Annotated in this window: 20 protein-coding genes, 7 tRNA genes and 2 pseudogenes; 14 read left to right on the forward strand and 15 right to left on the reverse strand. The window is 61.9% G+C overall.

The features are described from left to right. Positions 1-706: 706 nt before the first annotated feature. From ACW9UR_RS23810 to ACW9UR_RS23820, 3 genes are read left to right on the forward strand one after another with little or no spacing between them, the layout of a single operon-like run. Positions 707-1432, forward strand: a complete 726-nt coding sequence (locus ACW9UR_RS23810; protein ID WP_458919584.1) for a hypothetical protein — start codon at positions 707-709, stop codon at positions 1430-1432. A gap of 6 nt (positions 1433-1438) precedes the next feature. Continuing rightward, positions 1439-2194: a hypothetical protein gene (locus ACW9UR_RS23815; RefSeq protein ID WP_458919585.1), complete on the forward strand. Its 756-nt coding sequence runs from the start codon at positions 1439-1441 to the stop codon at positions 2192-2194. 14 nt (positions 2195-2208) lie between these two features. Beyond that, positions 2209-3375, forward strand: coding sequence for a hypothetical protein (locus ACW9UR_RS23820; RefSeq protein ID WP_458919586.1), 1167 nt, complete (start codon positions 2209-2211; stop codon positions 3373-3375). A gap of 41 nt (positions 3376-3416) precedes the next feature. Here ACW9UR_RS23820 and ACW9UR_RS23825 read toward each other — a convergent pair whose 3' ends face one another. The 3 genes from ACW9UR_RS23825 to ACW9UR_RS23835 form a co-directional block, all read right to left on the reverse strand. Beyond that, positions 3417-3638 (reverse strand): hypothetical protein, encoded by a 222-nt coding sequence (locus ACW9UR_RS23825; RefSeq protein ID WP_458919587.1) that lies wholly within the window; start codon positions 3636-3638, stop codon positions 3417-3419. A gap of 224 nt (positions 3639-3862) precedes the next feature. After that, complete coding sequence (locus ACW9UR_RS23830; protein WP_458919588.1) at positions 3863-4099, reverse strand: hypothetical protein; 237 nt, start codon at positions 4097-4099, stop codon at positions 3863-3865. Between the two features lie 164 nt (positions 4100-4263). After that, on the reverse strand, positions 4264-4815 hold the full coding sequence (locus tag ACW9UR_RS23835) for a helix-turn-helix domain-containing protein (RefSeq protein ID WP_458919589.1): 552 nt from the start codon (positions 4813-4815) through the stop codon (positions 4264-4266). A gap of 464 nt (positions 4816-5279) precedes the next feature. Between ACW9UR_RS23835 and ACW9UR_RS23840 the strand changes: the two genes are divergently transcribed. After that, positions 5280-6083 (forward strand): hypothetical protein, encoded by an 804-nt coding sequence (locus ACW9UR_RS23840; RefSeq protein WP_458919590.1) that lies wholly within the window; start codon positions 5280-5282, stop codon positions 6081-6083. Positions 6084-6128: 45 nt separating this feature from the next. Here the strand turns inward: ACW9UR_RS23840 and ACW9UR_RS23845 are convergent. Then, positions 6129-6203: transfer RNA gene (locus ACW9UR_RS23845), tRNA-Thr, on the reverse strand. An 8-nt stretch (positions 6204-6211) separates the two neighbouring features. Beyond that, positions 6212-6286: transfer RNA gene (locus ACW9UR_RS23850), tRNA-Val, on the reverse strand. 82 nt (positions 6287-6368) lie between these two features. On the opposite strand from ACW9UR_RS23850, the gene ACW9UR_RS23855 reads away from it, so the two are divergent. Further along, entirely contained in the window at positions 6369-7184 is an 816-nt protein-coding gene (locus ACW9UR_RS23855) for a DUF4236 domain-containing protein (RefSeq protein WP_458919591.1), read from the forward strand. 81 nt (positions 7185-7265) lie between these two features. On the opposite strand, the gene ACW9UR_RS23860 is transcribed toward ACW9UR_RS23855, so the two are convergent. The 5 genes from ACW9UR_RS23860 to ACW9UR_RS23880 form a co-directional block, all read right to left on the reverse strand. Then, a tRNA-Gln gene (locus tag ACW9UR_RS23860) sits at positions 7266-7339 on the reverse strand. 221 nt (positions 7340-7560) lie between these two features. Further along, positions 7561-7636, reverse strand: a tRNA-Thr gene (locus ACW9UR_RS23865). A gap of 154 nt (positions 7637-7790) precedes the next feature. Continuing rightward, on the reverse strand, positions 7791-8162 hold the full coding sequence (locus tag ACW9UR_RS23870) for a hypothetical protein (protein WP_458919592.1): 372 nt from the start codon (positions 8160-8162) through the stop codon (positions 7791-7793). Between the two features lie 78 nt (positions 8163-8240). Beyond that, positions 8241-8324 (reverse strand) — tRNA-Leu (locus tag ACW9UR_RS23875). A gap of 5 nt (positions 8325-8329) precedes the next feature. Next, a tRNA-Thr gene (locus ACW9UR_RS23880) sits at positions 8330-8406 on the reverse strand. Positions 8407-8523: 117 nt separating this feature from the next. Here ACW9UR_RS23880 and ACW9UR_RS23885 point away from each other — a divergent pair. Continuing rightward, a complete protein-coding gene (locus tag ACW9UR_RS23885) occupies positions 8524-9675 on the forward strand; it encodes a DMP19 family protein (RefSeq protein ID WP_458919593.1) in 1152 nt (383 codons plus the stop codon). A 40-nt stretch (positions 9676-9715) separates the two neighbouring features. Here ACW9UR_RS23885 and ACW9UR_RS23890 read toward each other — a convergent pair. The 3 genes and pseudogenes from ACW9UR_RS23890 to ACW9UR_RS23900 all read right to left on the reverse strand — a co-directional run. Continuing rightward, a tRNA-Thr gene (locus tag ACW9UR_RS23890) sits at positions 9716-9790 on the reverse strand. A gap of 216 nt (positions 9791-10006) precedes the next feature. Further along, on the reverse strand, positions 10007-10873 hold the full coding sequence (locus tag ACW9UR_RS23895; protein ID WP_458919594.1) for a hypothetical protein: 867 nt from the start codon (positions 10871-10873) through the stop codon (positions 10007-10009). A 192-nt stretch (positions 10874-11065) separates the two neighbouring features. Next, positions 11066-11872, reverse strand: a pseudogene (locus ACW9UR_RS23900) (EscU/YscU/HrcU family type III secretion system export apparatus switch protein); the annotation flags it as partial. Between the two features lie 377 nt (positions 11873-12249). Between ACW9UR_RS23900 and ACW9UR_RS23905 the strand changes: the two are divergent. Beyond that, positions 12250-12474 carry a ribbon-helix-helix protein, CopG family gene (locus tag ACW9UR_RS23905; RefSeq protein ID WP_458919595.1) on the forward strand — a complete coding sequence of 75 codons (225 nt, stop codon included), beginning with the start codon at positions 12250-12252 and terminating at the stop codon, positions 12472-12474. Positions 12475-12477: 3 nt separating this feature from the next. On the opposite strand, the gene ACW9UR_RS23910 is transcribed toward ACW9UR_RS23905, so the two are convergent. Together ACW9UR_RS23910 and ACW9UR_RS23915 are read right to left on the reverse strand one after the other, a co-directional pair. Beyond that, entirely contained in the window at positions 12478-12885 is a 408-nt protein-coding gene (locus tag ACW9UR_RS23910) for a DUF983 domain-containing protein (protein WP_458919596.1), read from the reverse strand. A 165-nt stretch (positions 12886-13050) separates the two neighbouring features. Next, positions 13051-14265: pseudogene (locus ACW9UR_RS23915) on the reverse strand (MYG1 family protein). A 340-nt stretch (positions 14266-14605) separates the two neighbouring features. On the opposite strand from ACW9UR_RS23915, the gene ACW9UR_RS23920 reads away from it, so the two are divergent. The 7 genes from ACW9UR_RS23920 (at position 14606) to ACW9UR_RS23950 (ending at position 20902) form a co-directional block, all read left to right on the forward strand. After that, the gene (locus ACW9UR_RS23920) at positions 14606-15055 is read left to right on the forward strand and encodes a hypothetical protein (RefSeq protein ID WP_458919597.1); all 450 of its coding nucleotides are present in this window, start codon (positions 14606-14608) and stop codon (positions 15053-15055) included. A gap of 340 nt (positions 15056-15395) precedes the next feature. Next, the gene (locus ACW9UR_RS23925; protein WP_458919598.1) at positions 15396-16514 is read left to right on the forward strand and encodes an NUDIX domain-containing protein; all 1119 of its coding nucleotides are present in this window, start codon (positions 15396-15398) and stop codon (positions 16512-16514) included. Continuing rightward, positions 16511-16687: a hypothetical protein gene (locus ACW9UR_RS23930; RefSeq protein ID WP_458919599.1), complete on the forward strand. Its 177-nt coding sequence runs from the start codon at positions 16511-16513 to the stop codon at positions 16685-16687. The genes ACW9UR_RS23925 and ACW9UR_RS23930 overlap by 4 nt, the downstream gene beginning before the upstream one ends. Positions 16688-16804: 117 nt before the next feature. Next, on the forward strand, positions 16805-18253 hold the full coding sequence (locus tag ACW9UR_RS23935) for a nicotinate phosphoribosyltransferase (RefSeq protein WP_458919600.1): 1449 nt from the start codon (positions 16805-16807) through the stop codon (positions 18251-18253). Positions 18254-18434: 181 nt separating this feature from the next. Further along, positions 18435-19244, forward strand: coding sequence for a MauE/DoxX family redox-associated membrane protein (locus ACW9UR_RS23940; protein WP_458919601.1), 810 nt, complete (start codon positions 18435-18437; stop codon positions 19242-19244). Between the two features lie 592 nt (positions 19245-19836). After that, positions 19837-20244, forward strand: a complete 408-nt coding sequence (locus tag ACW9UR_RS23945; protein WP_458919602.1) for a hypothetical protein — start codon at positions 19837-19839, stop codon at positions 20242-20244. 115 nt (positions 20245-20359) lie between these two features. Then, positions 20360-20902, forward strand: coding sequence for a hypothetical protein (locus ACW9UR_RS23950; protein WP_458919603.1), 543 nt, complete (start codon positions 20360-20362; stop codon positions 20900-20902). The last annotated feature ends 351 nt before the right edge of the window (positions 20903-21253 follow it).

The raw sequence follows: 21253 nt of genomic DNA on the forward strand, positions 1-21253 counted from the left end.
TGCGTGTCGTGCATACTCATTCAGGACCTCTGGTTTGGTGGAGATGCGAAGAGTAGAACCCAGAAGGCAATCCTTGTTGCAGTGGGCAGCTTGTTCGTTATGACACCAAGTGCGCACGCATCTGAGTTGGATAACCTTAGCGGCCATATCGTATCCCAAGATGGGATCTGCTTGTCAGTTGATTTGCAAGCCCCGGTCCTGACTGCTGCAAAGGAGTACCAACGCCATGATCGGCGAGCGACCTCATTCACGCTGGATCTTGCTGATGAGACGGTCACAGAGCCTGTATCCCTCGGCCTCATGGGGTTCCGACTATCCAGTGGTCTCGGTGATGGTACGTACTCCGGTCATTGCAGCTTTGCTGCCGCCGAGAGCGGTTTCAGAAAGCTGATCGACACCGCCGGGTCGTGCAATTCGGGGGTTCATCAGGATGCATTTCACTCAAATCCTGGGTCACCGGACAACGTCGTGGTCTTCTGCCCGGTAGCCATGCCGGATCGATGTTCGATGACAATGCATGACATGGTGGGACCCGTCGCCTTCATGGCCATCATCTCAACAAACGGGAACTCGAAGAAATCCTGGCGCAGAATAGTCGCGGGCGTTCGTGGTCTTATTGATGAATCTTTATCCTTTTCAAGTGATTGCTAGATTAATTGATATTAGTGGGTACATGTGATGCTCATAAGGCGGTGGAGTTGTATTGGTGTCAAGCATTGATGTTTCGAATAGCGATCTGATGACTGCGGATTCAGAGATAGCTACGCTTTGGGAAATGCTGGACGAAGGGGATCGGGGGGTATTGTATTTGGCAGGTGGGTCACCAAAGGTGATGCTCGACAAGCCGTTAGGTGAGACCGACGAGAGAAAGAGGTCAAGTATGCCAATGCGCGCTTCATTGCGAGTTCTCGCGTTGGCCTCTGGAATTCTGGCCCCTGGGGTGGGAATGGCTTGCAACGACCTCCAGCCGGAGCATTTCGAGGCATCGGAGCGCCTTATGACTGAACTGCGAGGCGCAGACTTCGACCAAGAGTGGCTGCGGCGAACCATGGACCCGGATGCCTGGGTCGATGGTGTCAGCCAGATCCGTCTTGCTTTTCTTTCTCTACAGGAAGGAGAGCCGGAGAAGGCATTCGTCAATCTTGATCTTGCAGAGCGCGCACTCGTCCTTTCCGACTTCTGCAATGCGGATCTGCTCTCGCAGCTCATCTATGCCATAAGGCAGCACGCGGCTATCGCCACGCTGAGTTCTACCGGTGATCGCATGGCGATGGAGCTCTACTATTCGGCTACCCACAGTGTTGCCCGTCACTTTCCGAAAGTGAATTGGAGCGACGAAGCTATCATAGGCTGCGTACTCGAAAGGCTCGACGCCACCTTTTCACAAGAGTTTGACACTGCAAGCGTGAAGGGCTGCAAACTGGGGAGGTGAGGCTTGATGAGGGGTGGGGATGCTTTCCAGAGGTTGTTGAGGGTTGTGATTCTTTCCCTGCCGCCGCTCATCTGGACTCCTTCCAGCCTTGCTCACGCGGCTGAGCTTCCAGAGAACACGTCCCTTATCGCGCTGGGATCCCGGGTTTTTGATATGGGGGCAGATGCCAGCAGGATCAGGAGGAGTGATCGTTTCATCCCCATCAATCGTGTCCCCTGGATACAAGAGGCTCTTTGGGATGACGCTGATCTGTCCCCGACGGTGGTGCATATCCAGACAGCGGCTTCAGGGGCGGAGTACGTCTGGCACCCAAGCAAGCCTGACTTGACCGAGGCCGGCAGGTCGATACCGGAGGTGCTGAAGGTGCCGGGATACCGGGTGCACCGCTATACAGACACGCACTATATCTTGGCCCCAGTCGGCGCCGACGACTACTATGCAATTTGCGGTACCACTGAAGACTCCTTGATGGTCAATGGTTGCACGGTCATCAGTGCCTATCCGCCAGATGAGCATATTCGCCTTCGGATGCGGGTTTACAGGCGCCCGGATCAGCCCCTGAACAACTTGGCCGCAATCGCAAGGAAGGCCGAATCCTTTGTCCGATGCGTGCTCGATGTAACGGAAGAAGTAGAGGCTGGGACGTGGGCCCAGGCTCCACACATTGCTCCTGGTGGGTCTCCTGATTTCAAGGGGGGCTGCCAAGGCGAGGACGCAGCACTGAACGTGGTTAGTGATCTACCGAAAGTGAGGGCAAGTTGAAAAGAAAGTCAGGGTTGCCGCTGCTCCTGTCGGCGCTCCTCTACCTGACAGGGGGCGCTTTGGGGGTGGCATTTGCCAATGTCGACACACCAGCAGCGAATCCTGCCCGGCGAAGTATCGAGACGCTGAAAGGTATCGAGACACTGAAAGTCGAACTCGAGACGCGGCTTTCGGGAGCGGAGGCGGCCGGTTATCCCTGCTTCCCGGACCTCGTGATGCTGGCCGATGTCGAGGTTCATCTCGTGACGTCCTACGGGGACAGCAGGTTCGAAAACCCCGACTTTCCGGGACACGATATCAAGCGAGTCTATGTGGAGGAGTCCCGCGCTCCAACAGGGCTGATACTGGTATCGAGCGCGACGCCCACGATCTGGCAGTTCACCGTTGAACCCGAAGCCGATCTGGACTTCGTCATACTGGTTGGAGAACAGCCCGCGTTGGTGGCGGGCCTCCCGATCGACACGATGCTGTTCAGCCTTTCGCATGCGCCCTCGGGTGAGCGGCGGCCTTTCTCTCGATGCTGGGCGGAGGAGGAAGTCGCAAACTCAATCATGCACGAGGTCAGCTTTTACACGGGCCCTATAAGAGTATTTGAAGAGGGGCCGATCCTGGCCCGGGTGAACTCCTCTCTCGAGGAACTGGGATCCGGAGGTCTCGCGTCCGTGAGTCGGCTGATGCGTGGCGAGGATCGGGTGGGCATAGGGCGAGAGTCGGTAAGGATATCTGAGGGCTGGCGCTGGCTTGGCGAAACAGTTCAGAGGTTCGCTGAATTCCCGGACTTGGGCTATCCGCCAAATGCCCATGAGGCCGCGAAGCTATCCAAGACTGACGATCTCGATGAGTTTCTGGAGCAACTGTACTTTGATGGCGCCCTTGTTGACGCGCCGTTGGATGTGGCTGACTTCCTGTGTGCGCAGGAGTTCATCGGGGTGATGCGCCAGGGGGCGCAACCAATGGTGCATCCTGATTTCTGTAATGCCAGATCGCAATGGTACGACTATTACCGAGAGCCCAAATACGTTCTATTGAGGGACGTGGAGATTGAAGGAGGATTGTATACTTGTCGAAGTGATGAGCGAAGCGTTGAGATCATCTACGTTCCGCCCGACATTTCGGTGAGTGGCGAATTGATTGATTGCGGCCTAAATATTGGGCTCTGGAATAGAAGGTATTCCCAATGACGATTTGTTTCAGAAATCTGCCAATAGAGGCCCACTGCCTCTCAGTCACGGCCTGATCCAAGGCCCGCCCAGCCGCCCTTCGATCCGGCGATCAGGTCGCCATAGGCGGCAATGACAAGCGACGCGCGAAAGTCAGCCGGGTGAAGCCTGGAAAGCAGTCGCTTGAATGGCTCCCGCCGGCGGCCGAAATCGCCCTCCAGGTCCTTGCAGCGCTCCAGTGCCTCGACCAGGAGGCGCCGTTCGGGGCGCGAGAATTTCTCCAAATGGGCAGGGATCCTCAACTTGACATCGATCTCGTGGAGCCCGTCGCGCCGCCCCGGAGGATGTCCGTGGCCGAGGTCGTATCGAACTGCGCGGGCAGGCCGGCAAAGATCGCGGCCGATGCCGCCCAGCTTCCATTTGAGCGGTAGCCGAAGGTGCCGGCATCCAGCCGGAGGCCGTCAAGTTGGCGTAGGCACTCCAGGTAAACGACCTTCTTGAGCAAGCGTCAGGAAACCGAGCGACTGATCGGCGTGTGCGCCAGAGCTTCGAGTGCCCCGTCCGGGGCGGGCGCTACAACCTTCAGCTCGACGCTCTCGGAGAGGTTCGGGCGGGGTTCCAGTTCTTGCGCGATCGTCTCGTAGGGAGCGCCGAGATAGATGCAGATCTGCCGGATCCAATAGGAGGCCTCGGACATCTGGAGAACCTCGCGGGGGAAGTTCTTGTAGACTACATGGGCGTCCATCGGGCGATCATCGCCCGCGAAATGCTTAAGGATCGGCTGCGGTATCTTTTTCACATAAAGGAAAAGGAACCGCTATCATTGCCGCCGGGAGTTGCAGGATAGGAAAAGGCGATCTGTGAGTAAAGAGAAAACCTTGGTAAATTCGCAAATCGCTACCGCGACCGTCAGCCGCTGCCTTGCTGTCCGAGCTCCCAGAGGATCCTCCGCGCCGAGGCGAGTGCCGCGATCTCGGAGGAGCGGTCGGTTTCGGATCCCGCAAGTCGGGAGATGACCTGACCGAGCGCCCGGTAGGCCTCCTCGACATCGCTCTCCGACCGGCCCGGCGGAACGGGAGCATCCGGGTCGAAGAGGGCGGCCACCGGCACGGCCAGGGCGGCGGCGATCGAGGCCAGGACCGAGCCGCTCGTGTCGCGGCGCCCGGTCTCGATCCTCGAGATCGTGGCCTGCTCGAGGCCCACCCTTGCAGCAAGATCGCCTTGTGTCATCCCGCGCTCGGCGCGCAGCTCGGCAATCCGCAGGGGCGGTGCCGAAGCGCTCGCAGCAACCGCCGCCTCGCCGAAGAAAGACCGGATCCTGACGACATCGTCGGCCAGGAGGCGCCGGTGCCCCGAGAGGATCTTGGACATGGTTGCCTCGCTGACGCGCAGGTGCGCGGCCAGCTCCGCCTGCGTGCGTCCCGTTTCCGAAAGGCGTGCCTTTATCCAGCTGGTTTCCATGCGCTCTGCCACCCGTGATCCCCGCAGGAGTTATCGGCCGCCCGATGGCGGCCTGGCAAGGGTGTCATTCACGCTTGATGGGTTGCGAAAAACCAAATAGAGTATCTCTCGGAGGGGCAGCCGCGGAAGACGGACCTCCATCTCTCAGCTCACGAAGAACAAGAACGAGAACAAGAATAACAGGCCCGCTGGTGTGCCCCGCATGTGCGGGGATGAGCCGATCGAGATCTGCGGCGAGGCTTTCTGCTCCTGGCAAACCCGCATGCGCGGGGAAGGCGCGGTGAATGGCGATGTGTCCCTTGACAGCCGAGGCGGGCATTGCCAGATTGCCAATCCGGAGCACGTCCGAAGTTCTTGCCGACTTAATACGTCAGTCGATCACGACATCTCTCGAAGTGCACTCTTTGGATTGCGCATCTCGTTAAACGGCAATGGAGCGGCGCGCTTTTCCGAAAGGGCACCTCATGCTCACCATCCAGATCTCTGCCTTCGACCGCAAGGCCATCCAGCGTGAACTGGTCAGCCTGCGGCGGACGCCGAAGGCGGCAAAATCCTCCCACATCTCAGAAGCTCTCGCCCACGGGCTCGGCTTCAAGACCCACGCGGCAATCTGTGCGGCGCTCGCGCAGTCTCGCGGTCCGCTGTGTGTCGAGCTGAGCAGCGGCCGGTTCTGGAGCCGTCTGTCCGATCTCTCGCAGCGGCCAGTCAGGGAGCTGGTCAGGGGCCTCGAGGTCGATCTCTACGAGATCGCTTGCCGGGCGACCAGGATCCGGGACATGCGCGGCAGGATCGAGCCCGGCTCGTCCCTGCACGGCACCCTCGACAGATTCTTCGGGCTGATGGCGGATCATGGCGCGGACTATTTCACTGTCGAGGGGAGCCGGCGGCCGGCGGTCCTTGGACTCGGGGGAGCTTACAGGCCTGGGACGCAGGCCATGCGGCCATGCTTCATCCGTTCAGATGGGCCGCGTCATTCCCTCTCGGAGTGGGACGACGCGAACTTGAGCCCTGTGCAAGCGGACGATTTTCTTGATGATCACATGGGATCCGACTGGGGACCGACCAGCCTCGTTTCCGAGGTCTTCGGTCTCATGGAGGAAGATCTCCAGTTGGGCGATATCGTCTGCCGTGCGGACATGGGACTCCTCGTGAAGCACGCGGAGATCGAGGGGCGCTCGACGAGCATTCTCTTCCAGCGGCCGGGCCAGCTTGATCGCATCCGCGATGCGGACGCGGCCCGTATGGCCACGGATCCGATCCCGGCTTGAGCAACAAAAAAGCCCCCGCTAAAAATGGCGGGGGCTCTCTCGTTCTGGAGCTGCGAGCGCAGATCGAACGCGCGACATCCTCCATACCAGGAAGGTGCTCTACCACTGAGCTACCGCAGCAGAAGGGATGGTGCAGCCTGCTGGGATCGAACCAGCGTCCTCCCCGGTGTCGGCGGGGCGCGCTACCGCTGCGCCAAGGCTGCAAGTCGTAATGGACAAGGCGGGCCAGCCACGATTTCGCCCCAAGCCCGGGTTAACCCGGCATCATTTATTGGGGAGATTTCGATGGGCCTGCGATTCCGGAAATCGGTGAAAGTAATGCCGGGAGTTCGACTGAACTTCTCCGGCAGCGGTGTGAGCACCACGGTCGGGGTGCGAGGTGCAAGCGTCAACTTCGGCAAGCGTGGCGTCTACGGCACTGCCGGGATCCCCGGCACAGGCCTCTCGATGCGCGAGCGGCTGGACAAGCCGGCGCCAAAGCCCAAGACCGTCACCCGGCGCAAGTCCGCCGCCAAGGCACCTGTGGAGGTGCGTACTGCCGAAGAGCTGCCGATGGAGGATGCCGAGCGCATCGCGGCCCTCGAAGGCATCCGCGCCGAAGCGGATCGAGAATTGAAGCGGCTGCGCTCCAAGTCGCCGGCAAGACCTGAGCGGGAAGCCCGGCCGTCGGCCGAGCCCGCTCCCTTGCAGGCCGATGATGCTGCTCCAGTCGTGAGGGAAGAGCCAGCGGCGCGCGCCGAGTTCTGGCGAGGCTACCTTTCGCCGAGGATGCGAAGGGGCAGGGGCAGCTACGCTGCTGCCGTCGCACTGACCGGTGCCATTTTCGTCGCCAGTGTCCTGGCGGTCGCTCCTGAGGCAGCTGGCGGAGCCGCCGCGGCCGCGTTCGATGCGGAGCCGTCGACGCTCTCGTTCCTGGTGCTTGTCGGCGTGATGGGCTGGTTCTTCCCGGTGCAGTTCATCATTGCAATGCAGCGGGCACGGGACATGGGCTTGCCGGGGGTCATCGGGCCGCTGGCTCTGGGCGGCGCTGTGGCGCTCGCCCCTCCCGCCGGGCTCGCGGCGCTGGCGGTGCTCGCGCTATGGCCGAGCAGGGCTGACTGACCCCAGATCCTCCGGTCAGGCTGATAGCGCCCGGGCGCCATCACGGCTCTCCTTTCCGGCTGAGACCGACTTTTCGAAATATGGATGCCCGATGTGGATTCGAACCACAGCCGCCTGAGCCAAAATCTGCTGTCCTACCGCTAGACGATCGGGCAATGGAGCACGGGGGGCGTCAGAATACCCCATCATGTAGCCTTTCGGATTGGGTGAGTGAAATTTTGGCAGCCCGCTAGCCGGCGCAGGTTGGACCCCGCGCCATATGATCCCCGCGCGATTGGCGCGCACCCCCACGGACGCGAGAGTTGAGCGGGACTTGCTATACCGCCAAGGGCCTACGGACGGTTCCCACGTTCGACAGAGCCGATCGCGGGAGTTCTGGTAGCGGCTGACGGGTTCGAAGCGCCGACATCCTCGGTACAAGCGAGGCGCTCTCCCTTCTGAGCTAAGCCGCCAAAAATCTGTTAAGGTGCGAGCTTCCGCAGGGGCAATGCGTTAAGCTTCATTTGGTGCCATCAGGGCCATCTTGGCACCGTGGAGAAAAAATTCCGCTATGGTTTCGGTGCTTGTTACCACTGAGAATGGTCGAACTTCGCCGCGCGCGCACCCTCAGATCTCCGCAAGGCGTCGTGGAGCCATAATCTTCTCGAAATCGCGTCTCGGAATCACACCGATGAACTTTCGCCCATCCTTGAACTTGCAGATGAAGGTGACGGCATCCTTCTTCCCACCGATCAGACCTGCGGCGACCGCGCCAAGCGGGCCCGCGACAACTGCGCCTGCAATCCCCCAGCCTATGGATCCGCCCGCGGTCCGGATCTGCTCCTCGGAAGTTTCCTCAATCACCTCGATGTCGGATTCCGGGATATTCTCGCGGAAGAACTTGCCATCTGATTTCAGGTGGAAGATGCCGTTTGCGTACTGGTGGTCGCCCTTTGTGGCGAAATCACCTGCGATAACCTTGAACATCCCGAGCGCCATTTTTATGCCTTTCCTTGGAATCCGTGGCCAATATGCGCAAGAATGCGGCGAAAATTCGAAGCGTTTTGGTGATCGAACTGGTGCCCCCGGCCGGACTCGAACCGGCACATCTTTCGGCACCGGGATTTGAAGCTGGCGCGTCTGCCATTTCGCCACGGGGGCGGTTTTGGTGCCGGCAGGAGGGATCGAACCTCCGGCATCCTGCTTACGAGGCAGGCGCTCTACCTTGCTGAGCTATGCCGGCAAGAATGAAGGGGAGCCGCACGCTAGACCCCGCTCGATGCATGATGTTGGGTGGGTGTGGTTTGCGCGGCTTTCTCGAAAAGGTTGTGTGCGATACCGTCCACCGAGAAGCAAATCATTGAAGCTATCGGAAGTCGGATTGATGTTTGGCAGATTGAAACTCACCTCGAAATCCATCCCGGTCCCGGACCGAACTGTCGCAGCAGGCGCCGAGGTCGCCGACTTGCCGAAAGCGGCGATCGAGTTCGTTGAGCGCATGATTGGCGAGGGAGGTTACCTCCCTGAGGACTTGTTGCCGGAGGCTCTCCAGATCAGCGCCGCGGACGTCTACGTCGGGGAAGTCAACAATGGGGGGCACGCGCAGTTCGCGCACAACAGCCGCTTGGACCCGGCGCTCATCGAGCGTGCGATTGCCGGATTGAAGGGCGGCGGGTTGCACATGCTCGCCACGTGTCTTGAGACACTGAAATCACAATCCGATGCGGGCCCGGTACCGGACATGAAGGCGCTGGATGACGCCTTTTTCTCTGAGAGTGACGAGTATCCTGAGGCCATTCATGCTTGGATACGGCCGCTCGTCACGCCTCTAAGTGACCGCGCGTACACTGCCTGCATGAAGCGGCTTTTGAAGCGCGATGCGGACCGCAACCAGCGGGTCAATCGCCGGGTTACGAGTGTTTGGCATCGTCAGCTCCTCGATGAAAATCGTATAGGATTCAATCTCGCCGCGCGCTCCAATGGGCTGCAGCATACCGTTTACCAGATCCATGCCGGGCAGGACTTTCTCTACCTCGGCCAGGATGTCACCGCCTGGTCGCTGACCCTTGCCGGTGGGCAGTCGCTTTGGGGTTGCCGGGTGCCGGGCTTCGCCGTGCTTCATCCTGAGCAGCCTTCGGGCCATATCGTCGGCCTCGAGAAGATGAGAGCCTTCCTGATGACCCCGCTGAAGGCAAGCGATGAGGAGATTGCAGATGCACGTGCATCCACCGTCGAATTGACGCCGGCGCCAATCGCGGTCGCGCTCCTCGAGCGCGCGCGGATCCCATTGGATCAGGTTCGCGCCATCGGCATCATGTATCCCTCCGCTTCCTGGGACAAGCCCGGATCCCGATGCTACGCGATCCACCTGAAGGGTGGACGGGCACTACGGCTACGTGTTGCGAAGCACCGGGCCGAGCTCATCAACAAACGGGGCTGGTGGCGAGCGCACCTGAAGGGTAAGCGGCTGGAAGAGGTTCGCCGTCGAGCCGAAGTCGATATCGCGGGGTGAGTAGGCATGCTTACAGCGCCGGGAGAGACTTGGAGGCAATTGGTGCCGGAGGAGGGAGTTGAACCCCCGACCGTCGCTTTACGAAAGCGCTGCTCTACCGCTGAGCTACTCCGGCATGTCCGCCGCAGGGCGGATAGTTAAGCGTTAAACAGATGTGTCGAGGCTTGCGTCCGGTTACCGGTCCGGAGACCTCGTATCGCCAGGCCAGGAGATCAGCGCCACCGGTTCGAAGGACTTCGAGAGCCTCCATCCCGTATCCTGACATCTTCGGCGGGTAAGAATATCAGGCGAGTCCGGGATTCTCAAACCCGGGCCGGACCCTATCAGGCGTCTAGCGCCAAGCTCTTTTATTTCGAAAGTCGATGGTCCACGTTTCACCGGAGTCGACGCAGTGAGCCCTGCCGGAGGCAGTCACGGTGAATTCCCCGCACCCTCTTGCGTTCGCCCTGCCGAGGGCGATCGCAGCGGCACTCCAGCGCGGATCGGAGGTCGGAAGCGACGGGGAGGACCTGAAGAGGCTCCAACCCGAGTTACTCGACGTCGACCTCCCGGACCCTCCGGCTGCCGTTTGCGGCTTGGGCCTCTCGATCCGGGTTAGGTCGGATCCCCAGAACACCCGCTTGAGCCCCTCGTCGGCTGATGTCTTGACGGCGAGGTAGCGACCGCCTGCCTTCCTGTTCCATTCGAGCGGGGGCAGGAAGTGGAGCTCCGCGTTAACCTCCACATGATGGGCGCGGTCCTCCTGCGTGAGAAGGCCGGTCCTGACTCTTTGTAATTTCACCTGTTCATAGAGCGTCGCCTGAGCGAACGGGACCGTCTCGCAGTCGAGTCCGAGACGTACCGCATGCAGCGTCACGTACCCGCGATAGGAGATCTCGAAATCCAGATAGGTCCGCCCCTCCCTGAGGTCGCACGTCCGAGGGGATGTGTTGGCATTTCTCCAGGCCGTCCGGTCGAAATTCCAGTGGTCCTGGCAGGCTTCGCTCGCTTTCCCCGCAACGATATCCCCGAGATGACACAGCGGGCCTGAGCGATTCAGGCCAATGATATGCGGCGAGACCCGCTCCAGCTTTTCGCTACCTGCCTCGAGGCGCTCGCCATCGACAATGACCACATCAATCACGCGGTGAGGTAGTAATTCCCAGGCCAGGCTGAGTAGAAGTGCGGAAAGGACGATCCAGAGAAATGCGCGTATCAACGATAATCCACCTTGGAGAATTCAGTCCGACACTAGATTCCCCTGTGTCGGCTGTCACGAGGCGAATGAAAAGGTCCAGGATATTTCGCAAATCCTGGATCGCGAGGCGAGACCGGCAACCCTAGTCGGCGCGCAGTCCGGGGATTGGTTCCCTGGCCCACGCCGCCGGTCTACGAGGTTTTCCCCCGGCATTTACCCGACTTGCACAACCAGGTCAGGGCTCTGTGCTTGGCCCGTTCCTCGGCGATGCCGGCCTCGCGCCACGATCCTGCCCCCGTCGGAGCAATCCTCGGCGGCGGCGCGCCTTTCGGCGATGCGGGACTGGGAGAGCTTGCGGCGCAGCTGCTCCCGCTTGCCGCGGATGTGCGGATCGCCCTCGCTTTCCTTGTGCTCGTCCTTCACCTCCTTCATGCTCCTCATCTGCTTGCGATGGTGGCTGAGCTGCTTCCAGATGAAGTCGCCGATCGCGATCGGGATCATCAGCGCGCAGATCAGCACAAGTAGCAGTTCGGTCTGGGACGCGATCATCACCGGGATGTCCTCGGGGATCACCTTGCCGCCGGGTAGAAGCCAGTCGGGCAGCCGGAAACCGATCCAGCCGGCAAGCGCGATGAGGATCAAGAGCTTGGTGAACTCGACGAGGTTCTGCGCTACGAACAGCCGGCCGAGCCCCTTGATCGGGCTGAGCTTGGAGGCCGTCGGGCGGATGCGCTCAAGAGCGAAGACCAGGGGTCCTTGGCCGCCGCCGGCGATGATCGCGGCGAGGAGGAAGATCGCCAGCGCTCCGCCGGCGAATTCCGCCGCGGCGGCCGCGAGTGGCAATGCCGCATCGCGCAGGTCCGAGATCCCGGCGCCGTCGACCCCGTTCGCGACATGGGGCGCCAGTGCGGAGATGTCGCCGATCCGCGTTGCGAAGCGCCCCGCGCGCAGCGGCAGCCAGGCCGCCACGATCGCGAGGATCGCAATGTAGCAGATCAGGTGGCCGAGCTCCTTCGTGACGGGGCCATCACCGAATGGTCACCGCGATCACCTGGGTTCGCGAGAGCCGCATGGGCGGCTGGCCCGGGGGCTCCGACTGATGGTCGCCGAGCCTACCGGAAAGCAGCTCGACTTCCTGCGCTGGCTGCGCGGGAAGGAGGGGATCTGCGTCGAGGCTCGGCTCTCCGCCTCGCTCCTAGCGCTCGTCAAGACGGGTGACTGGGCCGCGCCGAACCAGCCCGGCGCCGAAAGCTGCAGGACGATCACTGGTGGCTTACGGAGAGGGGGCAGGGCGCTCTCGCGCGCGACGACCTGCGCCGGGAGAACGCGAAGGCCCTTGAGGCCCGGGCGAAAGCGCCCCGCGGGCCCCTCGTCATCCGAAACATGGAGGAAGACCCATGCCAGTCGTCGTAAACACCGTCACCGAGGACTTCGATCGGCTCATCGACCGCCTTGCGCGCAAGGCAGGCGTCGACCGTGCCACGATCATCCGGCGCGCCGTTGCGCTCATGTCGGCGGCCGACACGCATGGGGAGACGCATGGACATCTCGTGCTGAGCCGGACACCCGTAAGCGGAGATGACATCGAGATCGTCGATCTCTTCGGACCGCAGGCGGACTGAAGCCTAGTCCAGGGGCGCCGGCACCGGAGCGGGCGCCCCGTCGAAGCCGTGCATGCGTTTTGCCCACTGGTAGCCGACCACGAGGCCCTTGAGGCGGGGCAGGAGCCAGAGCGACAGCGCGGTCGCCACTGCGCAAAGCAGGACCGCGACCGTCACCGGATCGTCCCGCATGTACTCGAACACCACCGGCAGCGCGAAACCGAAGATGTGCCCGACCACGAGGATCGTCAGGTAGGCCGGACCGTCGTCGGCGCGGTGGTGGTGCAGCTCCGTACCGCAGTGCCCGCACGTGTCGACTACCTTCAGGTAGCGATTGAACAGCGGCCCCTTTCCGCATGACGGGCACTTCTCCCGCAGCCCGTTCCACACGGCCACTTTTGCCGACCTGCCCTCGACACCGAGATCGCTCATCTCACAATTCCTCATCTGGCTGAAAACGAGCCGTAGATAATTGCGGGTCGATCTGACTTGAATGGGGAATACTTGCGGTCATTCGACGCGCCCAGGCCGATTTAAGACCGACGATTTGGGCGCGTGATGTAATTGTATGCATTCAATTTCCCTGATGCGGCGCTCTCAAGCTTCCGGCTGGAGAAGCGCCTCCGGCGCCAGCTCGAACGCCTTCCGGGCCATCCTCTCCGCATCCGCGCCCGTTCCGGTCACGGCAATGAAACGCTTGGCGTGGCAGAAGACGGCCGTCTCGATGCCGCTTTCGCGCTGCAGCGCCTCTCCCTCGAGCCCCGCCCAGGCTTCGGGCAGGTCCAGCCGCGTCTCGAAGCTTCCGGGCTCCACCGGCACGGTGCTCACCACCCAGGTGCCGTCATCGCGGAGATGGATCACGAAACGGATGTGCTCGAAGCCGCCTTCGCCGATGAGAGCCTCGTGCCAGGGCATGCCTCTGGGCAGGGTCATGACCGCTTCCTCGCCGGCCTCCGCCGCGGCGTCCCGCACGATGTTGCGCGCCTCGAGCCGCGCCCGGACCTTGCGGGTCCGGCCCTCGAGGAAGGTTGCGGCGAAGTTCACGGCCTCGATGAACGCGATATCGCGCGTCTCGCGGCTGTCCTCGGCCCAGTGCGGCGCGAAATCCCCGATGACCGAGAAGATCGAGAGCCCCTTGAAGCCGGTTCCCTCCCGGTCCGGCATCTCGCCATTGTCCATGAGGTCCACCGGCCGGACGAGCTCCTCGTCGAGAGCGGCATGGATCTCGGCGGCCATCTCGACAGGCATGCGCGTCTCGAGCCATCCGCGGCCGTAGGCGCGCCAGATCAGCCCGAACGAGCTCTACGTTCCGCCGTCCAAGCGCTTTTCAGCACCGGGATGGTGGTGGTCGGAGAGCCTCAGCACAGGGTCGAACGCCAGCCGACGTCGTAGACGATGCGGCCCGGCCGGGGCGCCGTGAGCTCAGGCGCCCCCTTTTCGCAGGATCTCCGCGTCGGGGAAAAGATCACGGAGCACGGTCGTCGAAAGGACCTCGTCTGCGTGAAAGCCGCCGTCGTAGGTGACGAGCTGGGTAGGGGTATCCGAGATACAAATGCTACAGCGGCGAGGCCACGGCCTCCCCGTTGCTGAGCTGGAATGCGCTGCGCGAACTCGATCCGGATCGGATGGAGCGCCTGGCACCCCGGCGCGGGCGGTACTTTCAGGCGGCGGAAAGCGAGACGCCAGAGGACTCGAAATGAGAGTTTTAATTTTCGCAAGCCGACGCCACCAAGAACTGTCTTCGGATAGCATGTGAGGCGTGACTGCATCACTGGGTTCCTCAGTCGGCCCCGCGTTACGTGAATCCGGCATCCTCGTTACACGGCTTGTAACAGCTAAGTAATTGATTACAATAATATTTCAGGCCGTGTTACAATGTTACGGCTGTTACACCCCATGAATGTGTATAGGGGAGAGTGGGGGAGAATGAGAGAATGTGTGAGTCTCTATATACATATATCTCTTTATCTTTGTAACACTGTAACAGATATATAAATACTCCTATTTCTCAGGGACTTGCGCTGTTACAAACCGTGTTACAAGCGCGTAACGGCTGTAACAGCCCCAGGCACGGACTCTCTCGATCAGGCTATTGCCAAAACAGAACCGATCCCGTATTTTTCGCAAAAGACGACCGAACGGGAGATTTTTGATGAGACTCGAGGAAGAGGCCCTCAGGCGCGGCACGGTCGACCGCGTGGCGACGCGCGTCACCGAGGGCGGCGAGATCGACATCTACCGGGCGCCCGAGGTGCCAGGGGTCGAGATCCGCATCATCCTGACCCGGGACGGTCACGACGAGGTCTCCTGCAGCTCCAGGCACCCTTCCACCGACGAGGGCCGACCGATCGAGTCGATCAATGTGACGGACAGTTGGCCGACTGCGAGCTCGTCGAGTATTGCGAAGCGGCGGCGGAGTGCATCTGGAGCCTCCCGTGGCGCCCTGGCGACGGGTGCACACTGCTTGCTTCGAGAAGTGAATTGGCGCGAGACGACACTGGGGAGCGTGTTCCCGATCCCGCTTGAGGCCCCGTCCGCGCCGGGTGCTGCAGGCTACCTCCCTGCAGCTCTCGCTTTGAGAAAAAGAAAATATTCCAGATGAAAGCGCGATTGATCCCTGGCGTTACCCTGGCGGTGATTGCCGCACCGCTGTCAGCGCAGTTCACGCCGGACCCGTCGGGCTCCTTCCACCGAGGGTGACGGCAGGCAAAGCGCAGCTGGCTCCTCCAGAGCCCCGATGTGACCATCTACGCGCTGCATCCGTACTGGAAAAAGGAGCTCAAGGCAGAAACCGGCGCCCGGGCTAAGATCGTCGCGGAGCCGCGCGAGCACTTCCCGCGTTTTGCGAAAAATACCACTTCCCTATGCTGGGTCCGGGCGCTATTCTCCTCTCAGGAGCAGGGAGGTCCTGTTCCGGTTATACAGTGCGGAGGACGCACCGGATGGGCGACACACGCCACACCCTCGCCGTGTTCATCGGCAGGTTCCAACCCTTCCACATCGGTCATCGCGGCGTTCTGGAGAGCCTCTCCGGAAAGGCTGACGGCGCTCTGGTGCTCGTCGGCAGCGCCTATCGGCCACGCAGCTGGAAGAACCCCTTCACCTACGCGGAACGCAAGGGCTTCATCGAGGCCGGCGTCGAGGGGATCGATCTCCCCGTGGACGTCCTGCCGCTGATGGATACGCTCTATAACGACCGTTCCTGGGCCTCGAACGTACGCACCGCCGTCAAGCTCTACATGCGGGCCCGAGGTCTCGCCGAGCGAGAGACCGAGATCGTGCTGACGGGCTTCGACAAGGACGCCTCGTCTCGCTACCTGCGCTGGTTCCCGGAATGGGAAATGCTCCCGGCAGATCCCAAGGCCCACGAGGGCAACGTGATCAACGCGACCGACCTGCGCGAGGAGATGTTCTTCCCCGAGCGCGATCCGTCCGAGATCGCCAGCCGCTTCGGCGCGCGCCACATCGCCCAGGTCAGCGCCTGGATGGAGCAGAGCGCGCACGCCGTCGCGGCGATCCGGGACGAAGGCGCCTACATCCGGCGCTACCGCGCGAACACCGCGGCCGCCGAGGAGATCTTCGGCTACCCGATCCCGATCAACACGGTGGATGCGGTCGTGATCCAGTCCGGGCACATCCTTCTTGTCCGCCGCGGCGTCCAGCCCGGCAAGGGCACCCTTGCGCTGCCCGGCGGTCACATCGACCGCGGGGAGACGGCCGAGGAGGCTGCCGTGCGTGAGCTCTACGAGGAGACGCGCCTCGACACGCCCCGAGGCGCGCTGCAGGGGCGCCTGAGGGGCCGCCATGTGTTCGACCATCCGGAGCGCTCCGAGCGCGGCTGGGTGCGGACCGAAGCCTTCTGCTTCGAGCTCCAGGACCGCGAGGACCTGGCGAAGGTGAAGGGGTCCGACGACGCCGAGAAGGCGTTCTGGGTCCCGCTCTCGGAAGTCATGCCGGGCGAGATGTTCGAGGACCACTTCGACATCATCCAGCACTTCGTGCCCGACGTGGCGACGAGCTACTCGAGCATTCTGATGGCGCATGCGGGGGATCTGAAATGACCGCCCGCACCCTCGAGGCACAGGCCGCGGCCGAGACGGTCAAAGCGGCCCTCGCGACCCTCGCGCGCACCGCCGGCGTCCCGGCCGCCTGCGAGACTGCGGAAGCCGCGATCGCGGAGTTCAGGGCCGAGCGCCGCGTCGCCGGCGCACACGGCTTCGGCTACCGCAGCTGACGCAAGAGGGGGCGCGGCGCCCCGGCCTTCCCCGAAAAAGGGGCGGTCAGACAGCCGCAGCATCCGGAGACCGGGAGGTCCGGCTCCGACAACCGTCCATCCGAGGAGGAACAGGACATGGAAATGACGAAACCCGCCGCGCTCTTCGCGAACGCCGTCGCTCTCGACAACCCGATCTTCGACACCGACAGCTACAAGCTCTCCCACTTCAGCCAGTACCCCGAAGGCACCGAGATCGTCTCGTCCTACATCGAGGCGCGCAAGCCCTGGGGTGACATCGACTACGCGCTGTTCTTCGGCCTGCAGGTCGAACTCGCGCAGCTCGCGGGTGTGTTCGTCACCCAGGAGATGCTCGACGAGGCCGCACAGTTTCTCAAGGCGCACGGCTTCGGGATCCACGTGAAGGGCTGGCAGCACATCATCGACGTGCACGGCGGACGCCTGCCGGTGACCATCAGCGCGCTGCCCGAGGGTACGCTCGCCCCGGTCTCGGTTCCCCAGGTTCGGATCGAGAACACCGATCCCGCCTGCTGGTGGCTGCCGTCCTATCTCGAGACGCGGCTGCTGCGGGCGGTCTGGTACCCCGCGACGGTCGGTGCGCTGTCGCACCACGTGATGGGCGAGATCCGCAAGCGGCTGGCCATCACCGACGGCACCGAGGCCGGCGCCGAGTTCAAGCTCCACGACTTCGGGGCGCGCGGTGCGACCAGCGCCGTGGCCGCGGGCCTCGGCGGGGCGGCTCACCTCGTAAACAGCTTCGGCACCGACACGGTAGCCGGCATCACCTATGCCCGCACCTTCTACGGCGCGGACATGGCCGGCTTCTCGATCCCCGCGACCGAGCACAGCACGATGACCGCGCTCGGCGAGGCGGGCGAGCTCGAACAGATGCGCAAGTTCCTGGCCGACAACCCGACCGGGCTGATCTCCTGCGTCTCGGACAGCTATGACCTGTTCCGGGCGATCAGGGACTACTGGGGCGGCGAGCTGCGGGACATGGTGCTCGCGCGGGATGGCGTGCTCGTGGTCCGGCCGGACTCGGGCGATCCGGTGGAGATCGTGCCTGCCGTCATCGAGGCCCTCATGGAGTGCTTCGGTTACACCGAGACGCCCACCGGCTACCGGCTCCTTAGCGAGAAGGTCCGCGTCATCCAGGGTGATGGCGTCGACAAGGACTCGATCGTCGAGATCATGGACGCGATGATGGACCGGGGCCTGGCGCTCGGGAACATCGCCTTCGGCATGGGCGGCGGCCTGCTCCAGAAGCTGAACCGGGACACGCTGGGCTATGCGATGAAGGCCTCTGCGATCCGCCTGAACGGCGAATGGCTCGACGTGTTCAAGGATCCCAAGACCGCCGGCGGGAGCAAGAAGTCCAAGCGCGGCCGGCAGGGCGCCATGATGAAGGACGGGCGGCTCGTGGCGGCCCGGCTCGAGGAGATCCCCCCGGGCGCAGATGCGCTCGAGGAAGTCTTCCGTGATGGCGAGATCCTGAAGCTTCAGACCTTCGAGGACGTGCGCGCGCGGGCCTGGCCGAAGGTCGCGGGCTTCGACCTGGCGGCCTAACGGCACCAGCAAGGCACAGGAGGGCGCGCCGATGAGGCGCGCCCTTTCGCTTTCTGGAGGGATCGTCCGCAGCGGTCGCCCTGGAACGCGAGAGCCGGTGGGCGCGTTTTGCGGGTGAGCCGATCCGCAATCTCGAGGCGCGCGGTGATCGCGCGGTCCACCGTTCTGGAGTGATTTCGTTATGGCAAGCATTGCCGATGGCCCTGCCGCCGCTCGCGAGAAGAGCAGCGCAAAGACAGCATCGCTCTATCGAATGGCAATGCCCGGACACCTGTGTCCGTTCGGGCTGAAGTCGCTCTCGCTTCTGAAGCGCAAGGGTTACGAGGTCGACGACAATCTCCTGCGCTCACGTGAGGAGGTCGACGATTTCATGGAGGCCAACAGGGTCGACACCACGCCGCAGAGCTTCATCGATGGCGAGCGGATCGGTGGCTACTCCGACCTCAAGAAGCACTTCGGCTACAAGGTGCCGGAAGAGGGTGAGACAAGCTACACGCCCGTGATGGCGATCTTCGCCTCGACCGCATTGATGGCGCTGGCGATCACGGTGAACCTCCACGACGGGTTCCCTGTGCCCCTGCTGGAGTGGCTGAAATGGTTCTTCTCCGCGTCGATGGTCGCGCTCGCCATTCAGAAGCTCCAGGATGTAGAGGGGTTCGTGAACGGTTTTCTGGGCTATGACCTGCTGGCCCGGCGGTACGTCCCATATGGCTATGCCTATCCATTCGCCGAGCTTTATGCGGGCGTCGGGATGATGGCCCTGATCGGCAGCGGGAGCGCGCTGATCTGGCTGATCGCTCCGGTCAGCATCTTCATCGGCACCGTCGGCGCGGTCAGCGTCATCAAGGCGGTCTACGTCGACAAGCGGAAACTGACCTGCGCCTGTGTCGGGGGTGGGTCCAGCGTGCCACTCGGCTTTGTCTCCCTGACCGAGAACCTGGTGATGCTCGGGATGGGTATCTGGATGCTCGCGATCCAGGTCGGAGCCTGATGCGGGCAAGGCGCCACTTCCAAGCGTCTCAGCAAAATCCCTCGAATAATTTTGCCGGGATAGTGAGTGCCGCGGAAAAGCTACAGGTGCCGATGCGTTCATTTCCGCACTCAACCAGCGGGCGCGGACACTGTATTGTAGCTGCCAAGGGCAGGTTACCGCGTGCCCGTCCCGCATCAGCGGGAATGACCCGGACCAGACATTCTGATCGAGAGGGCGGTGAGCCCCGTTCGATCTGAGACATGGTCTGCACCAGCGAGCGACCGAAAGGTTTCTCCTCTCCCGCATGCGCGGGGATACCCCCGGACGCCTACCAAGTGTCGGTGTCCGGCGAGCTACCAGAGAACCATGTTCTGATCTGACCCGTTGCCGCGGGCCAAGTCGTGACTTTTCAGACGACGGCAGGCCGTCCGGCAGGATCGGTTCACACAAAAAGTGCGCATGCGCTCCCGGCGAAGGAAATGAAAAACTATTACAATAAAAACAATGGTTTAGGCGATTTTTGTGCTTGCATTGACGTCGACGGAATCTCATAATGAACCCACAAAGGGACAGCGTGAAACAACACGCTAGAAAGGAAAGAAGAGGCCCTATGAAGATCAAGATTGCACCGGAGAACGCCACGGCGCTTGAGGCCAAGCTCGCGGAGATCAACGGAAAGGCAAGCACCTACACGCTCTCCTGTTTCAGCGAACTCGCCAGCTTGGCAGAGTCTGCTGAAGAGCAGCTCAAGCGCTCGCGCTTGCCGAAAGCTCTGCGGTCCCGCGCGCGCGTGACGTATTCGTCCTCAGGGCCCGGCAAAGCGTACTATCGGCACGCATTCTCCATCAACACGACCGAGGTGGTCATGGTCCGCGGGTCGCGCGACTGGTTCCTCGTGTCTGCCAAGCGCTTCCGCAAGCGCGCCGACAAGGGCGAGAACTGGGTGATTGCGGTCAGCGAAAGACAGGCAGAGGCAATCAGGATCTACGCGATGACCGACTACGAAGTGGCAGCGTAATCACTGAGAGAAACGATCGGGCGGGGCACGCGCTAGATCTTTGCCCCACCCCAATTTGCCGCTCTACGCCAGTGAAGCCTCGAGCGAGCAGAGCAGAAAAAGAAAGGGTACCAACGTGTACTACATCGTGAAGACCACCTACGCGGGCCCGGACTACTCCGAGGCGCCATATTGCGATGCTGATGTCGTAGAGATCCGGAAGATGCCGGCACGGACGAATATGAGCGATGAAATCTGTGTCGACGGGTGGTGCGGAACCTCGCACGACTGGTCGGTCACTGCGTACGGAGAGTACAAAACCCTGAAATCAGCAAGGAAGGCTCTCCTGAACCGGTTCGGACCTGCCCGCGTCTGGAAAAATGAGAAAGATGCCATCGCTGAAGGGATCGACTGGAACGACGATACCGTGGAGGTCTACAAGGAAGGGCAGTTCGACCTCATGGGACGCGAAGAGACCTTCGATTGGCTCTATGCAGCGGCGCGGGAAGACGTGGCGGCGAACACCACGGACGCGGAGATCGAGGCTCTGCTCGATACTTATGAGGCCGAAGCAAACAAGGAGGGGTGGACGCTCCACATGGAGGCGAAGGAAGCCTTGTTGGAAGCGCGGGAAGAAGCCAAGGCGGATCTCGATGAGGAAGAGGATTCCGTCGAATAATAAGAATTAACCCCAATAGTCATTGCGCGGATCATTTTTCTGCGCAATGACTTTTTCATATATTTAGTATTCGAAGCTGAATTGTAAGTATATATTTTGTGCGCGTCTATTTACTTGATTTGCAAAAGGCGCATGCCTTCCGAGAAGGCAAGGAGTTTTCGGGAAGCTCCTTATTCAGGGGCTGGCAGCTCTAGATCCGGATTATGTCAGCCGCGCCTCAGCAGGAGATCACGTTGTTTTACAAGGACGAAACTCTCGCGATGTTCATTGACGGGCGCAGCCTGTCGAGTGCGGCGCGGTCTCTCGACCAGCAGGTTGATTTCTGGAAGTTGCTGAGCGAGTTCTCCAGGG

This window comes from Halovulum sp. GXIMD14794 (genome assembly GCF_054457455.1).